The 18,271-nt window shown below is 73.0% G+C and carries 19 protein-coding genes, 1 tRNA gene and 1 other RNA gene; 10 read left to right on the top strand and 11 right to left on the bottom strand.

Annotated features, from left to right (window positions below; all coding sequences use genetic code 11):
* Positions 1–41 precede the first annotated feature (41 nt).
* The gene (locus IE248_RS13670) at positions 42–992 is read right to left on the bottom strand and encodes a universal stress protein (RefSeq protein ID WP_037792759.1); all 951 of its coding nucleotides are present in this window, start codon (positions 990–992) and stop codon (positions 42–44) included.
* On the bottom strand, positions 989–1,174 hold the full coding sequence (locus IE248_RS13665) for a hypothetical protein (RefSeq protein ID WP_190030869.1): 186 nt from the start codon (positions 1,172–1,174) through the stop codon (positions 989–991). The genes IE248_RS13670 and IE248_RS13665 overlap by 4 nt, the downstream gene beginning before the upstream one ends.
* 90 nt (positions 1,175–1,264) lie before the next feature.
* Between IE248_RS13665 and upp the strand changes: the two genes are divergently transcribed.
* Positions 1,265–1,900, top strand: coding sequence for a uracil phosphoribosyltransferase (gene upp, locus IE248_RS13660; protein ID WP_008740982.1), 636 nt, complete (start codon positions 1,265–1,267; stop codon positions 1,898–1,900).
* A gap of 174 nt (positions 1,901–2,074) precedes the next feature.
* Here the strand turns inward: upp and IE248_RS13655 are convergent, their stop codons facing one another.
* Positions 2,075–2,734: a LytR C-terminal domain-containing protein gene (locus IE248_RS13655; protein ID WP_073797701.1), complete on the bottom strand. Its 660-nt coding sequence runs from the start codon at positions 2,732–2,734 to the stop codon at positions 2,075–2,077.
* Positions 2,735–2,813: 79 nt separating this feature from the next.
* Positions 2,814–3,110 carry a type II toxin-antitoxin system VapB family antitoxin gene (locus IE248_RS13650; RefSeq protein ID WP_008740979.1) on the bottom strand — a complete coding sequence of 99 codons (297 nt, stop codon included), beginning with the start codon at positions 3,108–3,110 and terminating at the stop codon, positions 2,814–2,816.
* Between the two features lie 87 nt (positions 3,111–3,197).
* Between IE248_RS13650 and IE248_RS13645 the strand changes: the two genes are divergently transcribed.
* Entirely contained in the window at positions 3,198–4,790 is a 1,593-nt protein-coding gene (locus IE248_RS13645; protein WP_190030868.1) for a helicase HerA-like domain-containing protein, read from the top strand.
* 60 nt (positions 4,791–4,850) lie between these two features.
* Positions 4,851–5,765: a glucose-6-phosphate dehydrogenase assembly protein OpcA gene (opcA, locus tag IE248_RS13640; RefSeq protein WP_073797700.1), complete on the top strand. Its 915-nt coding sequence runs from the start codon at positions 4,851–4,853 to the stop codon at positions 5,763–5,765.
* 150 nt (positions 5,766–5,915) lie between these two features.
* Here the strand turns inward: opcA and IE248_RS13635 are convergent, their stop codons facing one another.
* Positions 5,916–6,518 (bottom strand): HhH-GPD-type base excision DNA repair protein, encoded by a 603-nt coding sequence (locus IE248_RS13635; protein WP_100581367.1) that lies wholly within the window; start codon positions 6,516–6,518, stop codon positions 5,916–5,918.
* A 103-nt stretch (positions 6,519–6,621) separates the two neighbouring features.
* Here IE248_RS13635 and IE248_RS13630 point away from each other — a divergent pair, with 103 nt between their 5' ends.
* From IE248_RS13630 to IE248_RS13620, 3 genes are all read left to right on the top strand, one after another.
* A complete protein-coding gene (locus IE248_RS13630) occupies positions 6,622–7,446 on the top strand; it encodes a VOC family protein (RefSeq protein ID WP_008740975.1) in 825 nt (274 codons plus the stop codon).
* Positions 7,447–7,559: 113 nt separating this feature from the next.
* Entirely contained in the window at positions 7,560–7,751 is a 192-nt protein-coding gene (locus IE248_RS13625; protein ID WP_008740974.1) for a DUF1059 domain-containing protein, read from the top strand.
* Between the two features lie 148 nt (positions 7,752–7,899).
* Positions 7,900–8,319, top strand: coding sequence for a TOBE domain-containing protein (locus IE248_RS13620; RefSeq protein ID WP_008740973.1), 420 nt, complete (start codon positions 7,900–7,902; stop codon positions 8,317–8,319).
* A 47-nt stretch (positions 8,320–8,366) separates the two neighbouring features.
* On the opposite strand, the gene IE248_RS13615 is transcribed toward IE248_RS13620, so the two are convergent.
* From IE248_RS13615 to IE248_RS13605, 3 genes are all read right to left on the bottom strand, one after another.
* Complete coding sequence (locus IE248_RS13615) at positions 8,367–8,813, bottom strand: molybdopterin-dependent oxidoreductase (protein ID WP_229895302.1); 447 nt, start codon at positions 8,811–8,813, stop codon at positions 8,367–8,369.
* 80 nt (positions 8,814–8,893) lie between these two features.
* The gene (locus IE248_RS13610; protein ID WP_190030867.1) at positions 8,894–11,701 is read right to left on the bottom strand and encodes a molybdopterin-dependent oxidoreductase; all 2,808 of its coding nucleotides are present in this window, start codon (positions 11,699–11,701) and stop codon (positions 8,894–8,896) included.
* Positions 11,698–12,525, bottom strand: coding sequence for an FAD binding domain-containing protein (locus IE248_RS13605; RefSeq protein WP_190030866.1), 828 nt, complete (start codon positions 12,523–12,525; stop codon positions 11,698–11,700). Before IE248_RS13605 ends, IE248_RS13610 begins: the two co-directional genes overlap by 4 nt.
* A 225-nt stretch (positions 12,526–12,750) precedes the next feature.
* Between IE248_RS13605 and IE248_RS13600 the strand changes: the two genes are divergently transcribed.
* Positions 12,751–14,238: a helix-turn-helix domain-containing protein gene (locus IE248_RS13600; RefSeq protein ID WP_190030865.1), complete on the top strand. Its 1,488-nt coding sequence runs from the start codon at positions 12,751–12,753 to the stop codon at positions 14,236–14,238.
* A gap of 48 nt (positions 14,239–14,286) precedes the next feature.
* Here the strand turns inward: IE248_RS13600 and IE248_RS13595 are convergent, their stop codons facing one another.
* Positions 14,287–14,685, bottom strand: a complete 399-nt coding sequence (locus tag IE248_RS13595; protein WP_008740971.1) for a TOBE domain-containing protein — start codon at positions 14,683–14,685, stop codon at positions 14,287–14,289.
* A 9-nt stretch (positions 14,686–14,694) separates the two neighbouring features.
* Positions 14,695–15,345 (bottom strand): TetR/AcrR family transcriptional regulator, encoded by a 651-nt coding sequence (locus IE248_RS13590; protein WP_190030864.1) that lies wholly within the window; start codon positions 15,343–15,345, stop codon positions 14,695–14,697.
* Between the two features lie 158 nt (positions 15,346–15,503).
* Here IE248_RS13590 and IE248_RS13585 point away from each other — a divergent pair, with 158 nt between their 5' ends.
* Both IE248_RS13585 and IE248_RS13580 read left to right on the top strand, forming a co-directional pair.
* Positions 15,504–16,406, top strand: coding sequence for an NADP-dependent oxidoreductase (locus IE248_RS13585; protein ID WP_190030863.1), 903 nt, complete (start codon positions 15,504–15,506; stop codon positions 16,404–16,406).
* 653 nt (positions 16,407–17,059) lie between these two features.
* Positions 17,060–17,851, top strand: coding sequence for an alpha/beta fold hydrolase (locus IE248_RS13580; RefSeq protein ID WP_073797694.1), 792 nt, complete (start codon positions 17,060–17,062; stop codon positions 17,849–17,851).
* A gap of 103 nt (positions 17,852–17,954) precedes the next feature.
* On the opposite strand, the gene IE248_RS13575 is transcribed toward IE248_RS13580, so the two are convergent.
* Positions 17,955–18,042 (bottom strand) — tRNA-Ser (locus IE248_RS13575).
* Positions 18,043–18,171: 129 nt separating this feature from the next.
* Here IE248_RS13575 and ffs point away from each other — a divergent pair.
* An RNA gene (gene ffs / locus IE248_RS13570) (signal recognition particle sRNA small type) lies at positions 18,172–18,270 on the top strand.
* Position 18,271 lies beyond the last annotated feature (1 nt).

Here is an 18,271-nt window from a genome sequence, read left to right as displayed (position 1 = left end):
TTGATGCCACCCCCTCGCAGGTCAGGGACCTCAGTGCCGGATCAGGGGGAGCCGGGCGGCCGGCCGTCGTCCCGCAGCGGCGGTACGACGGCCACCGGACCGTGCGCGTGCTGGAGCACCGCGTTCGCCACCGACCCGATCAGCAGGGACCGCACCCGCGGATGGTGGCGGCCGACCACGACCAGCGCCGCCGACCGCGAGGCGTCCACCAGCGACCCCGCCGCGTCCCCCGGCACGGCCACCTGTTCGACCGGCACGTGCGGGTACCGCTCCCGGTACGGGGCCAGCCGCTCCGTCTGGGACCGCAGCATCTCCCGCTCGGCCGGGACCCCGTCGCCGCCGTCGGCCAGCCCCTCCGGGGTGATCACCGCGAAGGGCGAGTCGATCAGCGCCACCGGCGAGGGCGGCACGGCGTACGCGGAGACCACCTGGACAGCGGTCCCCCGCGCGGCCGCCTCAGCGAACGCGAAGTCGGGCACGTCGTCGGGCGTCTCGGCGGCGTGCAGCCCGAGCACCACCCGGCCGGCCGAAGCCCCCTCGGCCGCGCCCGCGCTGCGCGCCCCGTGCGGGACCACCACCACCGGGCACGGCGCGCTGGTGGCCACCGCCCGGCTGTTCGAGCCCAGCAGCAGCGTGGCGAACCCGCCGCGCCCGCGCGAGCCCATCACCAGCATCAGGGCCTCGGCCCCGATCACCCGGAGCGCCTCGGGGACGGAGCCCTCCAGGGACTCGTACCGCATCTCGGCGGGGAGTTCGGGGGCCCGCGCGAGGAGGGCCCGCAGGTTTTCGGCCACCGGATCGACGAAGGCGTCCGGCTCGGACCGGTCGTGGAGGGAGCTGCGGCGGCCCGCGTACAACTGGGAGCTGTCGGAGAGCACATGGGCGACCATCAGCCCCGCCCCGTGCCGCAGGGCCTCGGTCCGGGCCCATTCCAGGGCCACCAGGCTGTGCTCGGATCCGTCGACGGCCGCGATCACCAGTCCGTTGCTCACCAGTCCAGCGTGCTGGCCATCGCGCGGGCGCGCATCCCCGGCGGTCCGGCCGCGCGGACCGGCGTGTCCACCGGCGCGTGCACAGGAGCGTCCACCGGCGTGTCCGCCCCCGCGCACCCCCACGTGTCCGCCCGCGCGTCCGCCCACACCTGCACCCGCGCGGACGCTTCGGGTCGGCTCACCGCGTAGCCTTTTGCGTGTGGGTCGCGTGTTGCGGCCGTTTGCGCAGGTCGCAGGTCGAAAACCCGAAGCTTTGAGTCTTGGAGGATGTTGTGCGTTTGCAGGTCGTCGATCACCCGTTGGTGGCGCACAAACTGACCACCCTGCGCGACAAGCGCACCGACTCCCCCACCTTCCGCCGGCTCGCCGACGAGCTGGTGACCCTGCTGGCCTACGAGGCCACCCGTGACGTGCGCACCGAGCAGGCCGACATCGAGACCCCGGTCGGCCCGACCACCGGCGTGAAGCTGTCGCACCCGCGCCCGCTGGTCGTCCCGATCCTGCGCGCCGGTCTCGGCATGCTGGACGGCATGGTGCGGCTGCTGCCGACCGCCGAGGTGGGCTTCCTGGGCATGGTCCGCAACGAGGAGACCCTGGAGGCCTCCACGTACGCGACGCGCATGCCGGAGGACCTCTCCGGGCGCCAGGTGTACGTGGTGGACCCGATGCTCGCCACCGGCGGCACGCTGGTCGCGGCGATCCAGGAGCTCATCAAGCGCGGCGCCGACGACGTCACGGCCGTGGTGCTGCTGGCCGCGCCCGAGGGCGTCGAGGTCATGGAGCGCGAGCTGGCGGGCACGCCGGTGACGGTGGTGACGGCCGCCGTGGACGAGCGGCTCAACGAGAACGGCTACATCGTGCCGGGCCTGGGCGACGCGGGCGACCGCATGTACGGCTCGGCCGAGTAGGACCCGCGCCCGGACTCCGGTGACGACGGCCACGCCTACGGGAACGCGTTCACGCTCCCGTACGCGTGGCCGGTCACGTTCAGGCCAGGTCGGCTCCGGCCAGGTCGGCTCCGGCCAGGTCGGGTCCGGCCAGGTCGGGTCCGGTCAGGTCCGGTCGGGTCAGATCGGGTCGGGTCAGCACTTCTTGGCGACCGCGGGCACCGGGTTGGCCAGCAGGGCCAGCGCCTTGTCCGCGTCCTCCTTGGTGCTGAGCTCCTTGAAGGAATCGCCGAGGATCAGGTCGATGTCCGCGGTCTCGCGGGTGTCGCTCTGCTGGGTGGTGCCGGCGAGCTGGGTGCCGAGGACGGAGTAGGCGGCCTTGTCGGTCTTCGGGGAGCCCAGCAGTATCCCGGTGCCGGGGACCTTCTTGTCGAAGTCGGCCGGAGCGTTGCCGACGTTGCCGATGGTGAAGCCGCGTTTGCGGAGTTCGTCGCCTACGGCCTTGGCGAGCCCCGCGCGCGGGGTGGCGTTGTAGACGTTGACCTTGATCTGGGCGGGCTGGGGGAGGGCGACGGCCGGTTTCGGGGACGCGGCGGCCGCCGAGGCGGCGGCGGGGCCGGCCTTGGGCGCCGTGGTCGGACAGTCCTTGCCCGCGGCCGCGTTCCGCTTGGCGGTGTCGCCGCGGAACACGTCGATGAGCTGCAGAGCCCCGTAACCGAGCAGGGCGAGCGTGAGGACCGAGCCGAGCAGGGCGAGCACGATCCGGCGGCGACGCCGCGGACGGCTCATGCGGGGGTAGGCGGCTCCCGTTACGCGGTACTTTCCGCCCATGCCGGGGGGAGTGAGCATGCTCATGGGCGCAGCGTAGTGCCGTACCGGAACGATGCCTACTAAATGATCTGTTGATCGGGTAAGGCAGACCCGAAAGGCGCAATCAGTCCATCTCAAGGACGCGTGCATGCAGCACCTGGCGCTGCTGCAGGGCCGCGCGCACGGCGCGGTGCAGCCCGTCCTCCAGGTAGAGGTCGCCCTGCCACTTCACGACGTGCGCGAAGAGGTCGCCGTAGAACGTCGAGTCCTCGGCGAGGAGCGTTTCGAGGTCCAGCTGCCCCTTGGTCGTCACGAGCTGGTCGAGCCGGACCGGGCGCGGGGCGACATCCGCCCACTGCCGGGTGGTTTCCCTGCCGTGGTCGGGGTACGGCCGCCCGCTTCCGATGCGCTTGAAGATCACACGGAAAGCCTACCGGGCCGGTGCCTGCGGGCGCAGCCTCGTACCAGCGGTGCAAAAGTGACAAGGAGTGCTATTTCGGGAGTGATCATGAGCGAGAGCACCGACCCCGCGTCTCCGGCCGGCCGGATCGCCGCCGGGTACGCCTTCACCGGGCCCGCCCTCGACCTGGGCGCGCTGCTCTGGGACGGGGCCTGCCGGCCCGACCTCCAGATCCGGATTCCGCTGTCGATGCTCAACCGGCACGGCCTCGTCGCGGGTGCCACCGGCACCGGCAAGACCAAGACCCTCCAGCTCGTCGCCGAGCAGCTGTCGGCGAACGGCGTCCCCGTCTTCCTCGCGGACATCAAGGGCGACGTGTCGGGGATCTCCGCGCCGGGCGTGGCGAACGAGAAGGTGACGGGGCGCGCCGCGGACGTGGCCCAGGAGTGGGAAGCCACCGGATTTCCCTGTGAGTTCTACGCGCTGGGCGGGATCGGCACCGGCATTCCGGTACGGGCCACCGTGACGGGTTTCGGTCCGGTGCTGATGTCCAAGGTGCTCCAGCTCAACCAGACGCAGGAGCAGTCGCTCGGCCTGATCTTCCACTACGCCGATTCCAAGGGACTGGAGCTGATCGACCTCAAGGACCTCCGGGCGGTCGTCGCCTTCCTCGTCTCCGACCAGGGGAAGGCCGAGCTCAAGGGCATCGGCGGGCTCTCCACGGTGACGGCCGGGGTGATCCTGAGGGCGCTGACCGCCTTCGAGCAGCAGGGCGCCGGCGAGTTCTTCGGGGAGCCCGAGTTCGACACGAGCGAATTCCTGCGGACGTCCGCGGACGGCCGCGGGGTGGTGTCCGTACTGGAACTCCCGGCGGTGCAGGACAAGCCGCAGCTGTTCTCCACCTTCCTGATGTGGCTGCTGGCCGACCTGTACGCGGACCTGCCCGAGGTCGGCGACGTGGAGCAGCCGAAGCTGGTCTTCTTCTTCGACGAGGCGCACCTGCTGTTCAACGGCGCCTCCAAGGCCTTCCTGGAGTCCATCACCCAGACGGTCCGGCTGATCAGGTCGAAGGCGATCGGGATCTTCTTCGTGACCCAGACCCCGAAGGACGTGCCGGCGGACGTGCTGGCCCAGCTCGGCAACCGGGTGCAGCACGCGCTGCGCGCCTTCACCCCGGACGACGCGAAGGCGCTGAAGGCGACGGTGAAGACCTTCCCGAACTCCCCCTACGACCTGGAGGAGCTGCTGACCGGGCTGGGTACGGGCGAGGCGGTGGTCACCGTACTCAGCGAGAACGGCGCCCCGACGCCGGTGGCGGCGACCCGGCTGCGGGCCCCGCAGTCGCGGATGGGGCCGGTCGAGCCTGCGGCGCTGGAGCAGGCCGTGAAGTCCTCGCCGCTCTACTCGCGGTACGCCGAGGCGGTGGACCGGGAGTCGGCGTACGAGAAGATCAGCGCCGAGCAGGCGGCCGCCGAGGCGCAGGCGGAGGCCGCGGCGGCGGCAGCGGCGGCCGACAAGCAGGCCAAGGAGCAGGCCAAGGAGGAGCAGAAGACCGCCCGCGGCGCGCCCAAACCGGATCCCTCGCTGGCGGAACAGGTGGTGGGGAGCGGGCTGTTCCGCTCGCTGGCCCGGTCGGTCGGGACCCAGCTGGGACGGGAGATCTCGCGGTCCCTCTTCGGGACGGCGAAGCGGAGACGATAACTCCGGTCGGATGTTCGTACCGGGTGCCCGTTCCCGGGCGGACGCTGACAGACTCGGGGCATGCGGACCGAACTCACCGACACCACGTCCAGCAAGATCGACCGGGCGCTGCTCGCCGCCCGACGGGCCGTCGGCAGCCCCACCATGGGGCTGGTGCTGACCCTGGTCATAGCCACCGACGAGGAGAACGCCTACGACGCCGTGCGCGCGGCCTCCGAAGCCTCCCGCGAGCACCCTTGCCGGATCATCGTGGTGATCAAGCGGACCTCGCGCGGGCCGCACAAGCTCCGCCAGACCCGGCTGGACGCCGAACTGCGCGTCGGCTCCGACGCCGGTTCCGGGGAGATCGTGGTGCTGCGGCTGTACGGGGAGCTCACCGGACAGGCCGGTTCCGTCGTCCTCCCGCTGCTGGTGCCGGACGCCCCCGTGGTGGCCTGGTGGCCCGCCGAAGCCCCCGCCGACCCGGCCCGCGACCCGCTGGGCGCGCTGGCGCAGCGCCGGATCACGGACGCCGACGCCACCGAGGACCCGATCGCGGCGCTGGCCGAGCGGGCCGCGTCGTACGCCCCTGGGGACACCGACCTGGCGTGGACCCGGCTGACGCCGTGGCGGGCGCTGCTGGCCGCCGCCCTGGACCAGAAGCCGGTTCCGCTGACGGGCGGCGGCGTGGAGAGCGAGGCCGGCAACCCGAGCGCCGAGCTGCTGGCGCGCTGGCTGGAGGAGCGGATCGCGGTGCCGGTGGACCGGCTGGCCACCGACGGCCCGGTGATCACCGGGGTCCGGCTGGACACGACGGCCGGGGAGATCCGGGTGGACCGCCCGGACGGGGCCCTGGCCACGCTGATCCTGCCGGGCGCCCCGGACCGTACCGTGGCGCTGAAGATCCGCAGCACCGCCGAGCTGCTCGCGGAGGAACTCCGGCGGCTGGACGCGGACCTGAGCTACGCGTCGGCACTGCGCCGACTCCCGGCCTGACGTCCGGGCGGTCGGTCCGCGCGTTCCGCCAGCGGCAGGCTGCGGGTCGGCCGTGGGTAAGCCGCGGGTCGGCCGTGGGTCACTCCGCGGGTCGGCCGCCGGTCAGCCGTGGGTCAGGCCGCGGTCAGCCGTGGGTCGGCCGCCGGTTGGTCAGTTGGAGGCGGCCTTCTGCTCCGCCTTGGCGGCGGCCTTCATCTCCTGCTTGTGCGCCCGCACCTTGGCCAGGGACTCCGGGCCGGTGATGTCGGCCGCCGAGCGGTAGACGTTCGCCGGGCCGTAGCCGCCGGCGGCCTCCCGCCAGCCCTTCGGGCGGACGCCGAAGCGCTTGCCGAGCATGGCCAGGAAGATCTGCGCCTTCTGCTCCCCGTAGCCGGGCAGTTCCTTCAGCCGCCGCAGCACCTCCGCGCCGGTGCCGACGCCCTTCCAGACGGCCTCCGCGTCCCCGTCGTAGTGCTCCACCAGGTACGCGCACAGCTGCTGGATCCGCTTCGCCATCGAGCCGGGGTAGCGGTGCACGGCCGGCTTGCGCGAGAGCAGCGCGGCGAAGGCCTCCGGGTCGTACGCGGCGATCGCGTGCGCGTCCAGGTCGTCGGCCCCGAGCCGTTCGGCGATCGTGTACGGCCCCGAGAACGCCCACTCCATCGGGACCTGCTGGTCGAGCAGCATGCCGACGAGGGCCGCGAGCGGGCTCCTGGCCAGCAGCGCGTCCGCCTCCGGCTGCTGGGCCAGACGCATGGTGATGTCCTTGTCCATGGCTCCAGCCTCCCCCTCGGACGCGTTCCCCGCGCGGTCGCCGCACCGCGCGCCTAGCGTGTGTCGGGTACGCCGTCGGACCCGACACAGGAGTCGATCGAGCATGAGTGAGTACCCGGAAGGCGCCCCGTGCTGGGCGGACGCGATGTTCGCCGACGTGGAGGGCGCGAAGGCCTTCTACGCGGACGTGCTGGGCTGGACCTTCGGTGAGGCCTCCAGCGAGTACGGCAACTACACGCAGGCCTATTCCGACGGCAAGGCGGTCGCGGCCGTGGTCCCGCCGATGCCGGGTGCCGACGCCCCCTCGCAGTGGTGTCTGTACTTCGCCTCGCCCGACGCGGCGGCCACCGCCGAGAAGATCAAGTCGGCGGGCGGCGAGCTGCTGATGGAGCCGATGCAGGTCGGCACCTTCGGCACGATGGTGATCGCGAAGGAGCCGAGCGGAGCGGTCTTCGGCGTCTGGCAGCCGGGCGAGCACAAGGGCTTCGAGAAGGCGGGGAAGCCGGGCTCGTTCGCCTGGGCCGAGGTCTTCTCCCGGGACGTGGGGAAGGTGGACGGATTCCTCCCGAAGGTCTTCCCGTACGAGGTCCAGCAGATGGACATGGGCGACAGCCCCGAGGGCGCGGCCATGGACTTCAAGATCTTCAGCCTGGGCGGGCGCGGCCCCGAGAACGCGGTGCTGGGCCGGATGGGCATGGGCGACGAGTTCCCGCCGGAGATCCCCTCCTACGTCCAGGTCTACTTCGGCGTCCCGGACTGCGACGAGGCGGTCTCCAAGGCCCAGAAGCGGGGCGGCCAGCTCCACTTCGGTCCGATGGACAGCCCGTTCGGCCGTTTCGCGGCCCTGACCGACCAGCAGGGCGCGGCGTTCGCGGTGATCGACCTGTCGAAGACTTCGGGAGAGATGCCGCAGACGAAGGACGTCTAGCCCGGCGGGTACGGCCGGCTCGGCCGAGCCGGCCGTACCGCCCGGCGAGGGCCCGGCTTCCGTTCCCGCGGCCCGCGGAGGATCGTGGGGAGGGAAGGGAAAGGAGGCGCGCCATGCGCAAGGTCATGGACTGCAGGGAGTACCCCAGCGACATCGGGTGCACCCTGACCATCATGGGTGAGGAAGACGAAGTCATGGGGGCCGCCGTCCAGCACGCCGTCGCCGTGCACGGCGAGGAGGACACTCAGGAGTTCCGCGACGCGCTGCGCGGCATGCTGAAGCCCGAGGTGCCCCAGCACGCCTGACACCCGCAGCCGCAGAGGCGAGCCGGTCGGGTGGTTCAGGGTGGCGGATGCGACCGGCTGAACACGGGTCAACGCCGCGGTGCCTACGGTCGGTCCCGTGCGGTCGCCCCCGGCCGCACGACACGCCTACACACGAGGTCAGCCACTCATGAGCCTGAGCATCCGCAACCAGATCCCCGGCACCGTCACGGCCGTCACCAGCGGTGAGGCCATGACGACGGTCAAGGTCCGGCTGGAGGGCGGCCAGGACATCGTCGCCGCGATCACCACCGACGCCGTCAAGGACCTCGGCATCACCACGGGCACCGCGGTCAAGGCGCTGGTCAAGGCCACCGAGGTGGCGCTCGCCACCGCCGCGGTCGACGGGATCAGCATCCGCAACCAGATCCCCGGCACCGTCGCCGGCATCGCCTCCGGCGGCGCCATGGCCTCCGTCAAGGTCGACGTGAACGGCGGCGGGCTGACCGCCGCCATCACCAACGACGCCGTGGAGGCGCTCGGCCTGGGCGCCGGCTCCTCGGTCGTCGCGCTGATCAAGTCGACCGAGGTCTCCCTCGCGACCGTGTGATCCGGCCGCGTCGTCACCCGCCCCGCGTCGTCACCTGCCCCGCCTCGTCACATGCCCAGGCTCGGCGGGGACAGCGCGCCGAACCACACGTGCGTGACCGCGCTGACGTAGCGCGCCCCGCACAGGTCCGTGGGGACCACCAGCTGACAGCCCGCCTCGTCGAGGTCCTCCCCGTCGAGGCGGGTCGCCAGCAGTACCGGGTTGTTGCCGAAGTCGGCGTCCAGCTCGGCCCAGGACAGCACCGTGTGGTGGCCGTCCCCGCCGCTGACCGCGATCAAGAACCGGCTGCGGTCCTTGCGGCGGCGCGCGTCGAAGGCCGGACCCGCGTGCGCGACGACGTCGCGGAGCAGCGGGCCCTCGAACACGTGGTGCTGCGGGCCGTTCGTCGCGCAGTCGAACGTGACCTCGGCCCGGTGCTGTACCCATTCCCGCAGGTCCGCGGCGCTCAGGGTCGCCGGGTGGTCCAGGTCTCCGTGGAGCATGAGTTTGGCCATGGGGATGTCATGCCCGGGAGCGCCCATTCCGGAACCTCACCTGCAAGGTCGGCGGCTCATTGTGAGCCGCAGATGAGCGCCTATTGCCCGCCTGTGCCTGGCAGATCCGGCGGGCGTTCCCCCGACCGTTCCCGCGCGATCCGCTGCCACACCACGTCACGCGTCACCGGCAGCTCCGTGAAGCGGATCCCCGTCGCGTCCCGGAGGGCGTTCGCGAAGGCCGGGGCCACCGGGTTGAAGGGGCTCTCGCTCATGGACTTGGCGCCGAGCGGGCCGATCGCGTCCGAGGTCTCCATGAAGTGGACCTCGGTGCGCGGGACGTCCGCGTACTGCGGCAGCCGGTAGCGGCGGAACGCGGCCGTGGTGACCTCCCCGCGCTCGTCCACCCGTACCGTCTCGAACAGGGTCGCGCCCAGCGCCTGGGCCACGCCGCCCTCCACCTGGCCCCGGCACTGCATCGGGTTCATGACCTTGCCGGCATCCGCCGCGTGCACGCTGCGCAGGATCCTCATCTCGCCGGTGTCCGGGTCGACCGCCAGCCGGAACCACTGCGCGTTGAAGGCGACCGAGCGGGGGGAGCCGCCCCAGTGGCCGTCCGCGGCGATCTCGTCGAGCGCGTTCCTCTCGTACGCGGCCTCGTAGAGCTCCTTCAGGGTGACGGTCCGGCCCGCGCAGTCGAAGGCCTCGGCCCCCGGCTCGCACAGGTGCCGGGCGACGCCTGTGTGCCGGGCCGCGAAGGTCCGCAGCCGCTCGGCGAGGGAGTTCGCCGCCAGCATCACGGCCTTGCCCGCCACCACCGTGCCGGCCGAGCCGAAGGCGCCGGTGTCGTGGCGGACCACGTCCGTGTCGGACTGGCGGACCGCGATCCGGTCGACCGTGGTGTTCAGCGCGCCCGCGGTGATCTGTTTGTGGACGGTGGTGGTGCCGTTGCCGAACTCGGCCGTGCCGACCGCGATGTCGTACGTGCCGTCGCGCAGCAGGCTGACCCGGGCGTCGGCGAAGTGGCCGCCCGGCGGTCCGGTCGCGATCATGGCGACGGCCGCTCCCGTGCCGGTGAGCCAGCCCTCGGGGACGTCCTCGTGGCTGCGGTCCTCGGCGATGGCCTTGCGGACGACGTCCATGCACTGCTTCATCCCGTACGAGGCGATGAACAGGTCCTCCTCGTGACCGATCGGGGTCACCAGGTGGTCGCCGGCGCCGATGACGTTCTTCTCGCGCAGGACGAGCGGGTCCATGCCGAGCCTGACGGCGAGCTCGTCCATCACCGATTCGAGGGCGAAGAGGACCTGGCCCAGGCCGTAGCCGCGGAAGGCGCCCGCCGGCACGCCGTTGGTGTAGACGGAGTACGCCTCCACCTCCTTGTTCGGCGCCTTGTAGACGGCGAAGGACTCGCCCACGCTGTGGAACATCACGGCCGGGCCGTGGTTGCCGTAGGCGCCGGTGTTGGAGAGCACGCGGATGCGCAGCGCGGTGAGGGTGCCGTCGGCCTTGGCGCCGATCTTGACGGTGATCTTGAAGGGGTGGCGGGTGGTGGCGCCGTAGAACTGCTCCGCGCGGGTGAATTCGAGTTTCACCGGGCGCCGCAGCTTCAGGGCGGCGAGGACCACGATGTCCTCGGTGAGCATCTCCTGCTTGCCGCCGAACCCGCCGCCCACGCGGCCCGCGACCACGCGCACCTCGTCCTCGCCCAGGTCGTAGAGGGCGCACAGCGCCCGCCGGGTCAGGAACGGCGCCTGGGTGGAGGAGCGGACGGTGATGCGCTCGCCGTCGCCCGCCTCCTTGGGCTCGAAGTACGCGACGCTGCCGTGGGTCTCCAGGCTGGCGTGCTGCACGCGCTGCGTCTGGAAGGTCTCCTCGTGAACGACGTCCGCCTCCGCGTACCCCTTCTCCATGTCGCCGAGCGTGTGGTGGACCTCGCCGCACACGTTGTTCTCGGCGCGGAAGATCCCCGATTCGGGGCCCTTGGGGTGCAGGACGGGGGCGCCCGGCAGCATCGCCTCCTCCGGGTCGATGACGTACGGGAGTTCCTCGTACGTGACGACCACGCGCCGGCAGCCCTCCTCGGCGGCCTGCTCGCTGTCGGCGACGACGGCCGCCACGCGCTGGCCGACGAAGCGCACCACGTCGTCCAGGACCCGGGTGTCCATCGGGTCCTCGGTGGGGTGCTCGTGGCGCGCCGAGGAGTACAGCCGGTCGGGGGCGTCGTGGTGGGTGAGGACGGCGTGCACCCCGGGGACCCGGAGGGCTTCGCGGGTGTCGATGCCGACGATGCGGGCGTGCGGGTGCGGGGAGCGCAGCAGCTTCATGTGGAGCAGCCCGGGCACCTCGACGTCGAAGGTGTAGCGGGCGGTGCCGGTGACGACCAGCGGCCCGGCCGGGGCGCCCAGGGAGCGGCCGACGGCCTGGCCGGCCTCGGGCAGCTCGGTGTGCCTGACCCCGCGCACGGCGTCCTCGATGGCGCGGTAGCCCGTACAGCGGCAGATGTTGCCCTTGAAGGCGCGCGGGAGGTCGTCGAGCTTGCCGTCGTCGTGGGCGGTGCCCCGCTCCGCCTGGAGGGCGGCCGTGGTCATCAGGAAGCCGGCCGTGCAGAAGCCGCACTGGAAGCCCTGGGCGTCGAGGAACTGCCGCTGGGCGGGGTGGAGCTCGCCGCCCGCCGCGGCGAGTCCCTCGACGGTGGTCACCGAGCGGCCCTCGGCCCGGACGGCCGGGTAGAGGCAGCTGTGCACCGGCTGCCCGTCGACGTGGACGGTGCAGGCGCCGCAGTCGCCCTGGTCGCAGCCCTTCTTCACACCGAACCAGCCGCGCTCGCGCAGATAGGTCCGCAGGCACTGGCCGGCCCGGGGCTCGGTGTCGAAGCGCTCCTTGTTGATCTCGATCTCGTAGCTCATCGGGAAACCTCCTCCAGCGTGAGTTCGCGGCGGATCTCCTCGGCCAGGAGCAGCGCCATGTGGCGCCGCCAGGCGGGCAGGCCGTGGATGTCGTCGAACCATTCGTCGGGCCGGACGGTGTCGTCGATCGCCGCCCGCAGTTCGGCGGCGGTGGGCGGCAGGGCGAACCAGAGGCGGAAGGGGCGGGTCGTGGCGGCGGAGACGGTCAGCGAGAACGAGCCGTCCTGGGGGTCGCAGGTGCCGATGACCAGCGCGCCGGAGCGCCCGAGCCCGTAGAGCGAGGCCTGCCGGAAGGCCGTACGGCACGCCAGCGCGCGGGCGGGGACCCGGACCGAGCGGAGCAGCTCGCCCTCGCGCAGGTCCTTGACGCCCGCGCCGAGGACGAAGTCGGTGACGGGGAGCCGGCGGGTGGCGCCGTCCTGGCCCTGGAGCAGGCAGCTGCCGTCCAGGCCGGCGGTGAGCGAGATCATCGGGCCGGCGGGGAGGCCGTTGCAGAGGTTGCCGCCGACGGTGGCCATGTTCCAGATCTTGAAGCTGGCCAGGAAGGCCCGGCAGCACTGCTCGACGAGCGGGGCGGCGGTGGCCGGCAGCGTCCGGCCGAACCGGGACAGCTCGGTGATGGTGCAGGTGGCGGCGATGTCGAGGGAGCCGTCGGGCTGCCAGGCCAGGGGCGGCCAGCCCATCCGGGACAGGTCGACCAGGCGGCGGATGTGCGGCTGCGGCTCGGAGAAGAGGTACGTGCCGCCGCCGAGCCAGGCGTCGCCGGGGCGCCAGGGTTCGCGGCGGCGCGCGTCGCGTACGTCGAGCACCGTGTTGAGATCCAACGCGCTCCGCCTTTCCGTGGTTGTCCGCCGGCCGTTTCAGCCAGTGAAGCAACGCGGAGGGGGCCGGGACGACTGTGGCCGGACACGGAAAGAGGCCGGCTCCGGAGGGTCCGCCCTGGACGATCAACCAGGAGCCCCTCTCAGGCCTTGCCCTTGCATTTACGATGGGCGTTCTCGTATTCACCTGGCGAATGTGGGTCGCGCCCACCGCAAGGAGTCCCTGCCATGCATGTCCTCGACCTGCTCCAGTCCGACAGCCTCGGCCTCACCCTGCTCTGGGGCGACGAGGACCTTCTCGGCCAAGAGGTCAACGGCGTCACGGCCACCGACCTGGAGGAGCCGGGCCGGTTCCTGGGGCCCGGGGAGCTCGTCCTGAGCGGACTGGTGTGGTGGACGGCGGGCGATCTCGCGAAGGCGGACCGGTTCGTCTCCGCGCTCGCCGCGGCCGGGGCGACCGCGCTGCTGGCCGGCGAGGAGACCCACGGCAAGGTCCCCGACGAGCTGGTCGCGGCCTGCCGGGCCCACCGGGTGCCGCTGGTGGCCGTGCCCGCGCGGACCAGCTTCCGCGCGGTGACCGAGGCGGTGTACCTGCGCCAGTGGGGCGACCTGAGCCGCCGCCCGACCCGGCTGTTCGCCCTCCCCGAGAACGTGCGCGGCGAGCTGAGCGGGCTGCTGGAGGGCGGGGCCGGCCCGGCCGAGCTGCTCGACCGCGCCTGCGCGCACCTGGGGCCCGTGGCCTGCTACCTGCTCACCGCGACCGGCCGCACGGTGGCACGTACGCCCTCCGCCCCGGCCGTCCCGGCGCGGCGGCCCGGCTCGGTGCGCGGCGGGGTCACGCTGCGCGTCGAGGCCGAGAGCTCGCCGTACGACGCCTGGCACCTGTACGTGCCCGACGCGGACGCGGCCCCGCCGCGGGTGCTCCACGAGATCGCCGAGGTGTTCGCCCAGTACCGCGACGGGCAGGCGCGCCGGGTGGCCGCCGGGCGCGCGGCGGGGCAGGAGCTGATCGGGGTGCTGTCGGGGGACGGCCCGGCGGATCCGGGGGTGCTGGAGGAGGCCCTCGGCGCGGCCGGGCTGCCCGCGGGCGGGCCGTACCGGGTGCTGGTCGCCACCTCGGGCGACGCCCTCGCGGAGGCGCTGGGGCACCTGGGGGAGGCGGCCCGGTACGCCGTGGGGGACTCGGCGGCGGTGCTGTACGAGGACCCCGGCGCGGACGGCGATGTGACGGGCCGGCTCCGCTCGGTCTGGCCGCTGCTCCAGGCGTGCGGCGCGGCGGTGCCGGACGCGTCGGCCCCGGACGCGGGGGCGGACACCGCGCTGCGGCTGGGCGTGGGCTCGTCGGCCTCCGGGGCGCAGGGGCTGCGGGCCTCGCTCGGCCAGGCCCGGTTCGCGCTGGCGGCGGCCGGCCCGGAGGCTCCGGTGCGCGGGGTCGAGCAGCTGGACACCCTCGCGGAACTGCTGGCCGGGGTACCGCGGGAGGTCCGGTCGGTGTTCGGGACCCGGACGCTGGGCGCGCTCGGGGAGGGGATGCTGCGGGAGACCCTGGAGGTGTTCCTCGCCAACAACTGCTCCTGGACGCGCACGGCGGAGGCGCTGCACCTGCACGTGAACACCGTGCACTACCGGATCGAGCGGGTGGAGACCCTGACGGGCCGTGACCTGTCGCGGCTGGACCACAAGCTGGACCTGTACGCGGCGCTGCGCTGCCTCTGACCCGGCCGGCCGGGTCGCCGATCGACGCGTCACGCGGCCGCAGCGGCGTCACGGGACGTCGATGTGGACCTCCGTGGACTTCACGCGGGCCGTGACGCTGACCCCGACCGCGATGCCGAGTTCCTCCACCGACTCCCGCGTCACCACCGACACCACGCGGTGCGGGCCCGACTGGACCTCCACCTGGGCGGCCACGTCGTCGAGCCGGACCGAGGTGACGATCCCGGCGAAGGCGTTGCGCACCGAGGTGGCGGCGGCGGTTTCCGGCACCGGGTGCAGCCCGGCCGCCCGCTCCTTCGCGAAGGCGGCGAGCACCACGCCGTCCACGGCCCGGGCCCCCTCGGCGACGCGCCGCACGGGCAGCCGCCCGGCGTCGGCCCAGCGGCGGACGGTTTCGGGGCTCACGCCCAGCAGACCCGCGGCCTGCCCGATCGAGTACGAGGGCACGCGCGCAGCCTAGCGCCGCTCCCGCGCCGGGCGGACGCCGTGACCGTCGCCGTCGCCATCGCCGTTGCCGCCGTCGCCGTCTTCGAGTCGCAGGGTCGTGAGCCACTGGGCGACGACGGCGTCGATGAAGGCGTCGGTGGCCTGGGCGCGGTCGAAGAAGAGCCGGGCGACGACCGGCCCGTACAGCAGGGTGTACTCCTCGGCGCTGACCCGCACCCCGGCGGGTTCCAGCATCCCGTTGAAGGCGGCGTGACGGTCCTCGACGATGCGGACGAGGGCCTGCGCGCTGTCGGGGTCGTGGTCGGCCTGGGCGGTGACGGCGAGGACGGCGGGGCGGACGGCGGGGGCGTTCATGCCGTCGCGCATGCTCTTCAGCCAGGCGGTGGCCACGGTGCGCACATCGGGGCCTGGCTCGGGGTAGTTGCCGAGGTCGGGGCCTTCGAGGATGAGGTCCGAGAGCAGGGCGGCGCGGTTGTGCCAGTGCCGGTAGACGGTCTGGCGGGTGACGCCGGCCCGCTCGGCCAGCAGTGCGTACGTCAGCCCTGCCGGGCCGACCTCGGGCAGCAGTTCGCGCGCGACGGTGATGATCCGCGCGCGGGTGCGCTGGACCCGCGGATTGCTCGGGGTCGGCTTGCGGCGGTGGACGGGGGTCGACGACATGAACGACACCCTACCTAAAAATCATACGTGCCGTGTGATCTGTGTCATGCCGGCCAGCCTTCGCGAATCATACTCAACGTGTGATACACAGGAATGGCAATCACACGCACCGAATGATTCAGGGTGTGTGCGGCTTCCCCTCTTTCCGGGAGTTCCTGATGTCCACTGCGATCGCTTTCTCCGAGTACGGCGGCCCCGAGGTGTTGCGGCTGTCGGAGGTCACCCCGCCCGAGCCGGGCCCCGGCCAGGTCCGGATCAAGGTCAAGGCCGCCTCGGTGAACCCGCTCGACATGAAGATCCGCTCCGGGCTGATGGCCGATGTCATCCCGGCCCGTTTCCCCGTGATCCCGGGCCTGGACGCGGCCGGTGTCGTCGACGCGGTCGGCGAGGGCGCCGACGCGGCCGTGGGCGACGAGGTCCTCGGCGCCACCGCGGGCGGCAGCTACAGCGAGTACGCCCTCCTCGACCTGCCCGTGGCCAAGCCCGCGGCCCTGTCGTGGGAGACCGCCGCCTCGCTGGTCACGGTCGGGCAGACCGCGTTCCGCGTCCTGGCCCAGCTGGGCGTGGGGGCGGGGCAGACGCTGCTCGTCCACGGCGCCGCCGGCGGCGTGGGCGTCGTCGCGGTGCAGCTGGCCGTCGCCCGGGGCGTCACCGTCATCGGCACCGCCGCCGAGCGGGACCTGGAGCAGGTGGACCGCCTCGGCGCCACCGCGGTCCGCTACGGCGACGGCTGGGCGGAGCGGGTGAAGGCCGCCGCCCCGGGCGGGGTGGACTTCGTCTTCGACGCCTCCGGCGCCGGCGTGCTCGCCGAGTCCGTCGCCCTGACCGGCGACGCCGCCCGGGTGACGACCATCGCCGACATGGCCGCCGCGCGGCACGGCGTGCGCTTCAGCGCGGGCACCGGCGAGGAAGGCCGGTCCCTCCCGGAGCTGGCGCGACTGGCCGCCGACGGAAGCCTCGCCGTACCGGTCTGGCGCAGCTACCCCCTGGCCGAGGCCGCACGGGCCCACGCGGACCTGGAAGCCCGCCTGGGCCGAGGCAAGGCCGTCCTGCTCCCCTGACCCCGCGCCCGGTCCCGCGAGGGCCGACCGGCCCGGCTGGCTCCGTCGGCTCCGTCGGTCTCGTCGGTTCCGACTGGTTTCCGCCCGGCCGCGCCGGTCCCCACCGGTCCCGACCGATCCCGGCCGGCTCCGTCGGTCCCCTCGGTCCCGACCGGCCCCACCGGCACCCACCAGCACCCACCAGCACCCACCAGCACCCACCAGCACCCACCGGCCCCGACCGGTCCCGACCGGCCGCGCCGGCCCCACCGGCCCCAACCGGCCCCAACCGGTCCCGACCGGCCGCGCCAGCTCCGTCGGTCCTGTCGGTCCCGTCAGTCCCGACCGACGCCGACCGGCTTTCGACCGGCCGCGCCGGGCCCGTGGGCCCCACCGGCGCCGACCGGCTCCCGCCCAGCCGCGCCGGACCCGCCCGACCCAGCCGGGTTGGCCGAACCCCGGGCCTGGCCAACCCGGCTGGGCCCGCCAGAACCCGCCGGGCCCCTGGCCAACCCCGCCGCCACGCCCGGCTTCGGCCGAGCCCGCCGGTCACGACCAACTCCCGCCCGGCCCCGGAACCACCCCGCTCACCCCAGGAGCGGATCCGTTCCTTCCAGGTCGTGGCGCCGCAACTCCCACTGACGTTCGCTCCTCCAAGAAAAGGAACCAGACCCATGTCCGCACGTCCCCTGCCCGAAGCCACCTTCGCCCGCACCGTCCTGGGCTCCGGCCCCGGTCTCGCCCTGGCCCACGGCGCCGGCAGCAGCGTCGACCAGACCTACGGCCCGATCCTCGAAGGCCTGGCCGCCGGCCACAAGGTCGTCGGCGTCGACTACCCCGGCAGCGGCGGAACCCCCCGGTCCACCGCCCCGCTGTCGCTGGACGACCTGGCCGACCAGCTCGTCGCCGCCGCCGTCGCCGAGGGCCTGGAGACCTTCGCGGTCTCCGGCTACTCCCTGGGCGGCCCGGTCGCCATCCGCGCGGCGGCCCGCCACCCCGAGCGCGTCACCGCGCTGGTGCTGACCGCGACCTTCGCCCGCCCCGACAACCGGCTCGCCCTCTCCGCACCGATCTGGGGCAAGCTGGCCGAGACGGACCAGGAACTCCTGGCCCAGTTCCTGGTCATGATGGCCACGGGAGCCGACGCGCTGGGGGCTATGGCGCCCGAGCAGCTCCGGCAGGCCGTGGCGTACACCGCCGCCGGCATCGCCGAGGGCTCTCCCGACCACGCCGAACTCGTCGACCGGATCGACGTCCGCGAGGACCTCGCCCACATCGCGGTGCCCACCCTGGTCGTCTCCACCACCCAGGACTGGTTCGCCTCCCCGCGCCTGCACCACCACCTCGCCGAGAACATCCCCGGCGCCCGGCTCGTGGAGATCGCCACCGGCCACCTGCCCATGGTGGAGCGCCCGGGTGAATGGCAGAAGCTCATCACCGACTTCCTGGCACAGCACGCCGCCTGATCACGGCCCGTCCCGGAGTGACCGGGACGGAAGGTGAGACGGAGCAACGCAGAAGGCCCCGGCCGGTTTCCCGGTCGGGGCCTTCAAGTGCCCGGTGAGGCACTGGCGGAGGATACGAGATTCGAACTCGTGAGGGGTTGCCCCCAACACGCTTTCCAAGCGTGCGCCCTAGGCCACTAGGCGAATCCTCCGCGGCAAACAATACAAGACGTTGAGGGGTGCTCGCGAACGTGATCGTCCGCGGAGGATCCGAAGGGGATCCGGGCGCGATCCGCGGAGGGCCCGGCTCGATTCCGGGGGCTTCCATCCGCTAGGGTGGGGCCAGCCCCTCACGTGGCGCTATCTCACCCAACTCCCCCAGGGCCGGAAGGCAGCAAGGGTAAGTGGGCTCTGGCGGGTGCGTGGGGGGCGCTTTGCGTT

This window comes from Streptomyces goshikiensis (assembly GCF_014650555.1).
Lineage (GTDB): Bacteria > Actinomycetota > Actinomycetes > Streptomycetales > Streptomycetaceae > Streptomyces > Streptomyces goshikiensis.
Note: the sequence above shows the minus strand (reverse complement) of the source record. Positions and strands in the feature narration are given on the sequence as shown.

Bases quoted from the DNA above. Each gene is read 5' to 3' on its own strand.
- IE248_RS13655 (WP_073797701.1), bottom strand. From the start codon at position 2,734: ATGAGCATGCTCACTCCCCCCGGCATGGGCGGAAAGTACCGCGTAACG.
- IE248_RS13645 (WP_190030868.1), top strand. From the start codon at position 3,198: ATGAGCGAGAGCACCGACCCCGCGTCTCCGGCCGGCCGGATCGCCGCC.
- opcA (WP_073797700.1), top strand. From the start codon at position 4,851: ATGCGGACCGAACTCACCGACACCACGTCCAGCAAGATCGACCGGGCG.
- IE248_RS13635 (WP_100581367.1), bottom strand. From the start codon at position 6,518: ATGGACAAGGACATCACCATGCGTCTGGCCCAGCAGCCGGAGGCGGAC.
- IE248_RS13630 (WP_008740975.1), top strand. From the start codon at position 6,622: ATGAGTGAGTACCCGGAAGGCGCCCCGTGCTGGGCGGACGCGATGTTC.
- IE248_RS13625 (WP_008740974.1), top strand. From the start codon at position 7,560: ATGCGCAAGGTCATGGACTGCAGGGAGTACCCCAGCGACATCGGGTGC.
- IE248_RS13620 (WP_008740973.1), top strand. From the start codon at position 7,900: ATGAGCCTGAGCATCCGCAACCAGATCCCCGGCACCGTCACGGCCGTC.
- IE248_RS13615 (WP_229895302.1), bottom strand. From the start codon at position 8,813: ATGGCCAAACTCATGCTCCACGGAGACCTGGACCACCCGGCGACCCTG.
- IE248_RS13610 (WP_190030867.1), bottom strand. From the start codon at position 11,701: ATGAGCTACGAGATCGAGATCAACAAGGAGCGCTTCGACACCGAGCCC.
- IE248_RS13600 (WP_190030865.1), top strand. From the start codon at position 12,751: ATGCATGTCCTCGACCTGCTCCAGTCCGACAGCCTCGGCCTCACCCTG.
- IE248_RS13590 (WP_190030864.1), bottom strand. From the start codon at position 15,345: ATGTCGTCGACCCCCGTCCACCGCCGCAAGCCGACCCCGAGCAATCCG.
- IE248_RS13585 (WP_190030863.1), top strand. From the start codon at position 15,504: ATGTCCACTGCGATCGCTTTCTCCGAGTACGGCGGCCCCGAGGTGTTG.
- IE248_RS13580 (WP_073797694.1), top strand. From the start codon at position 17,060: ATGTCCGCACGTCCCCTGCCCGAAGCCACCTTCGCCCGCACCGTCCTG.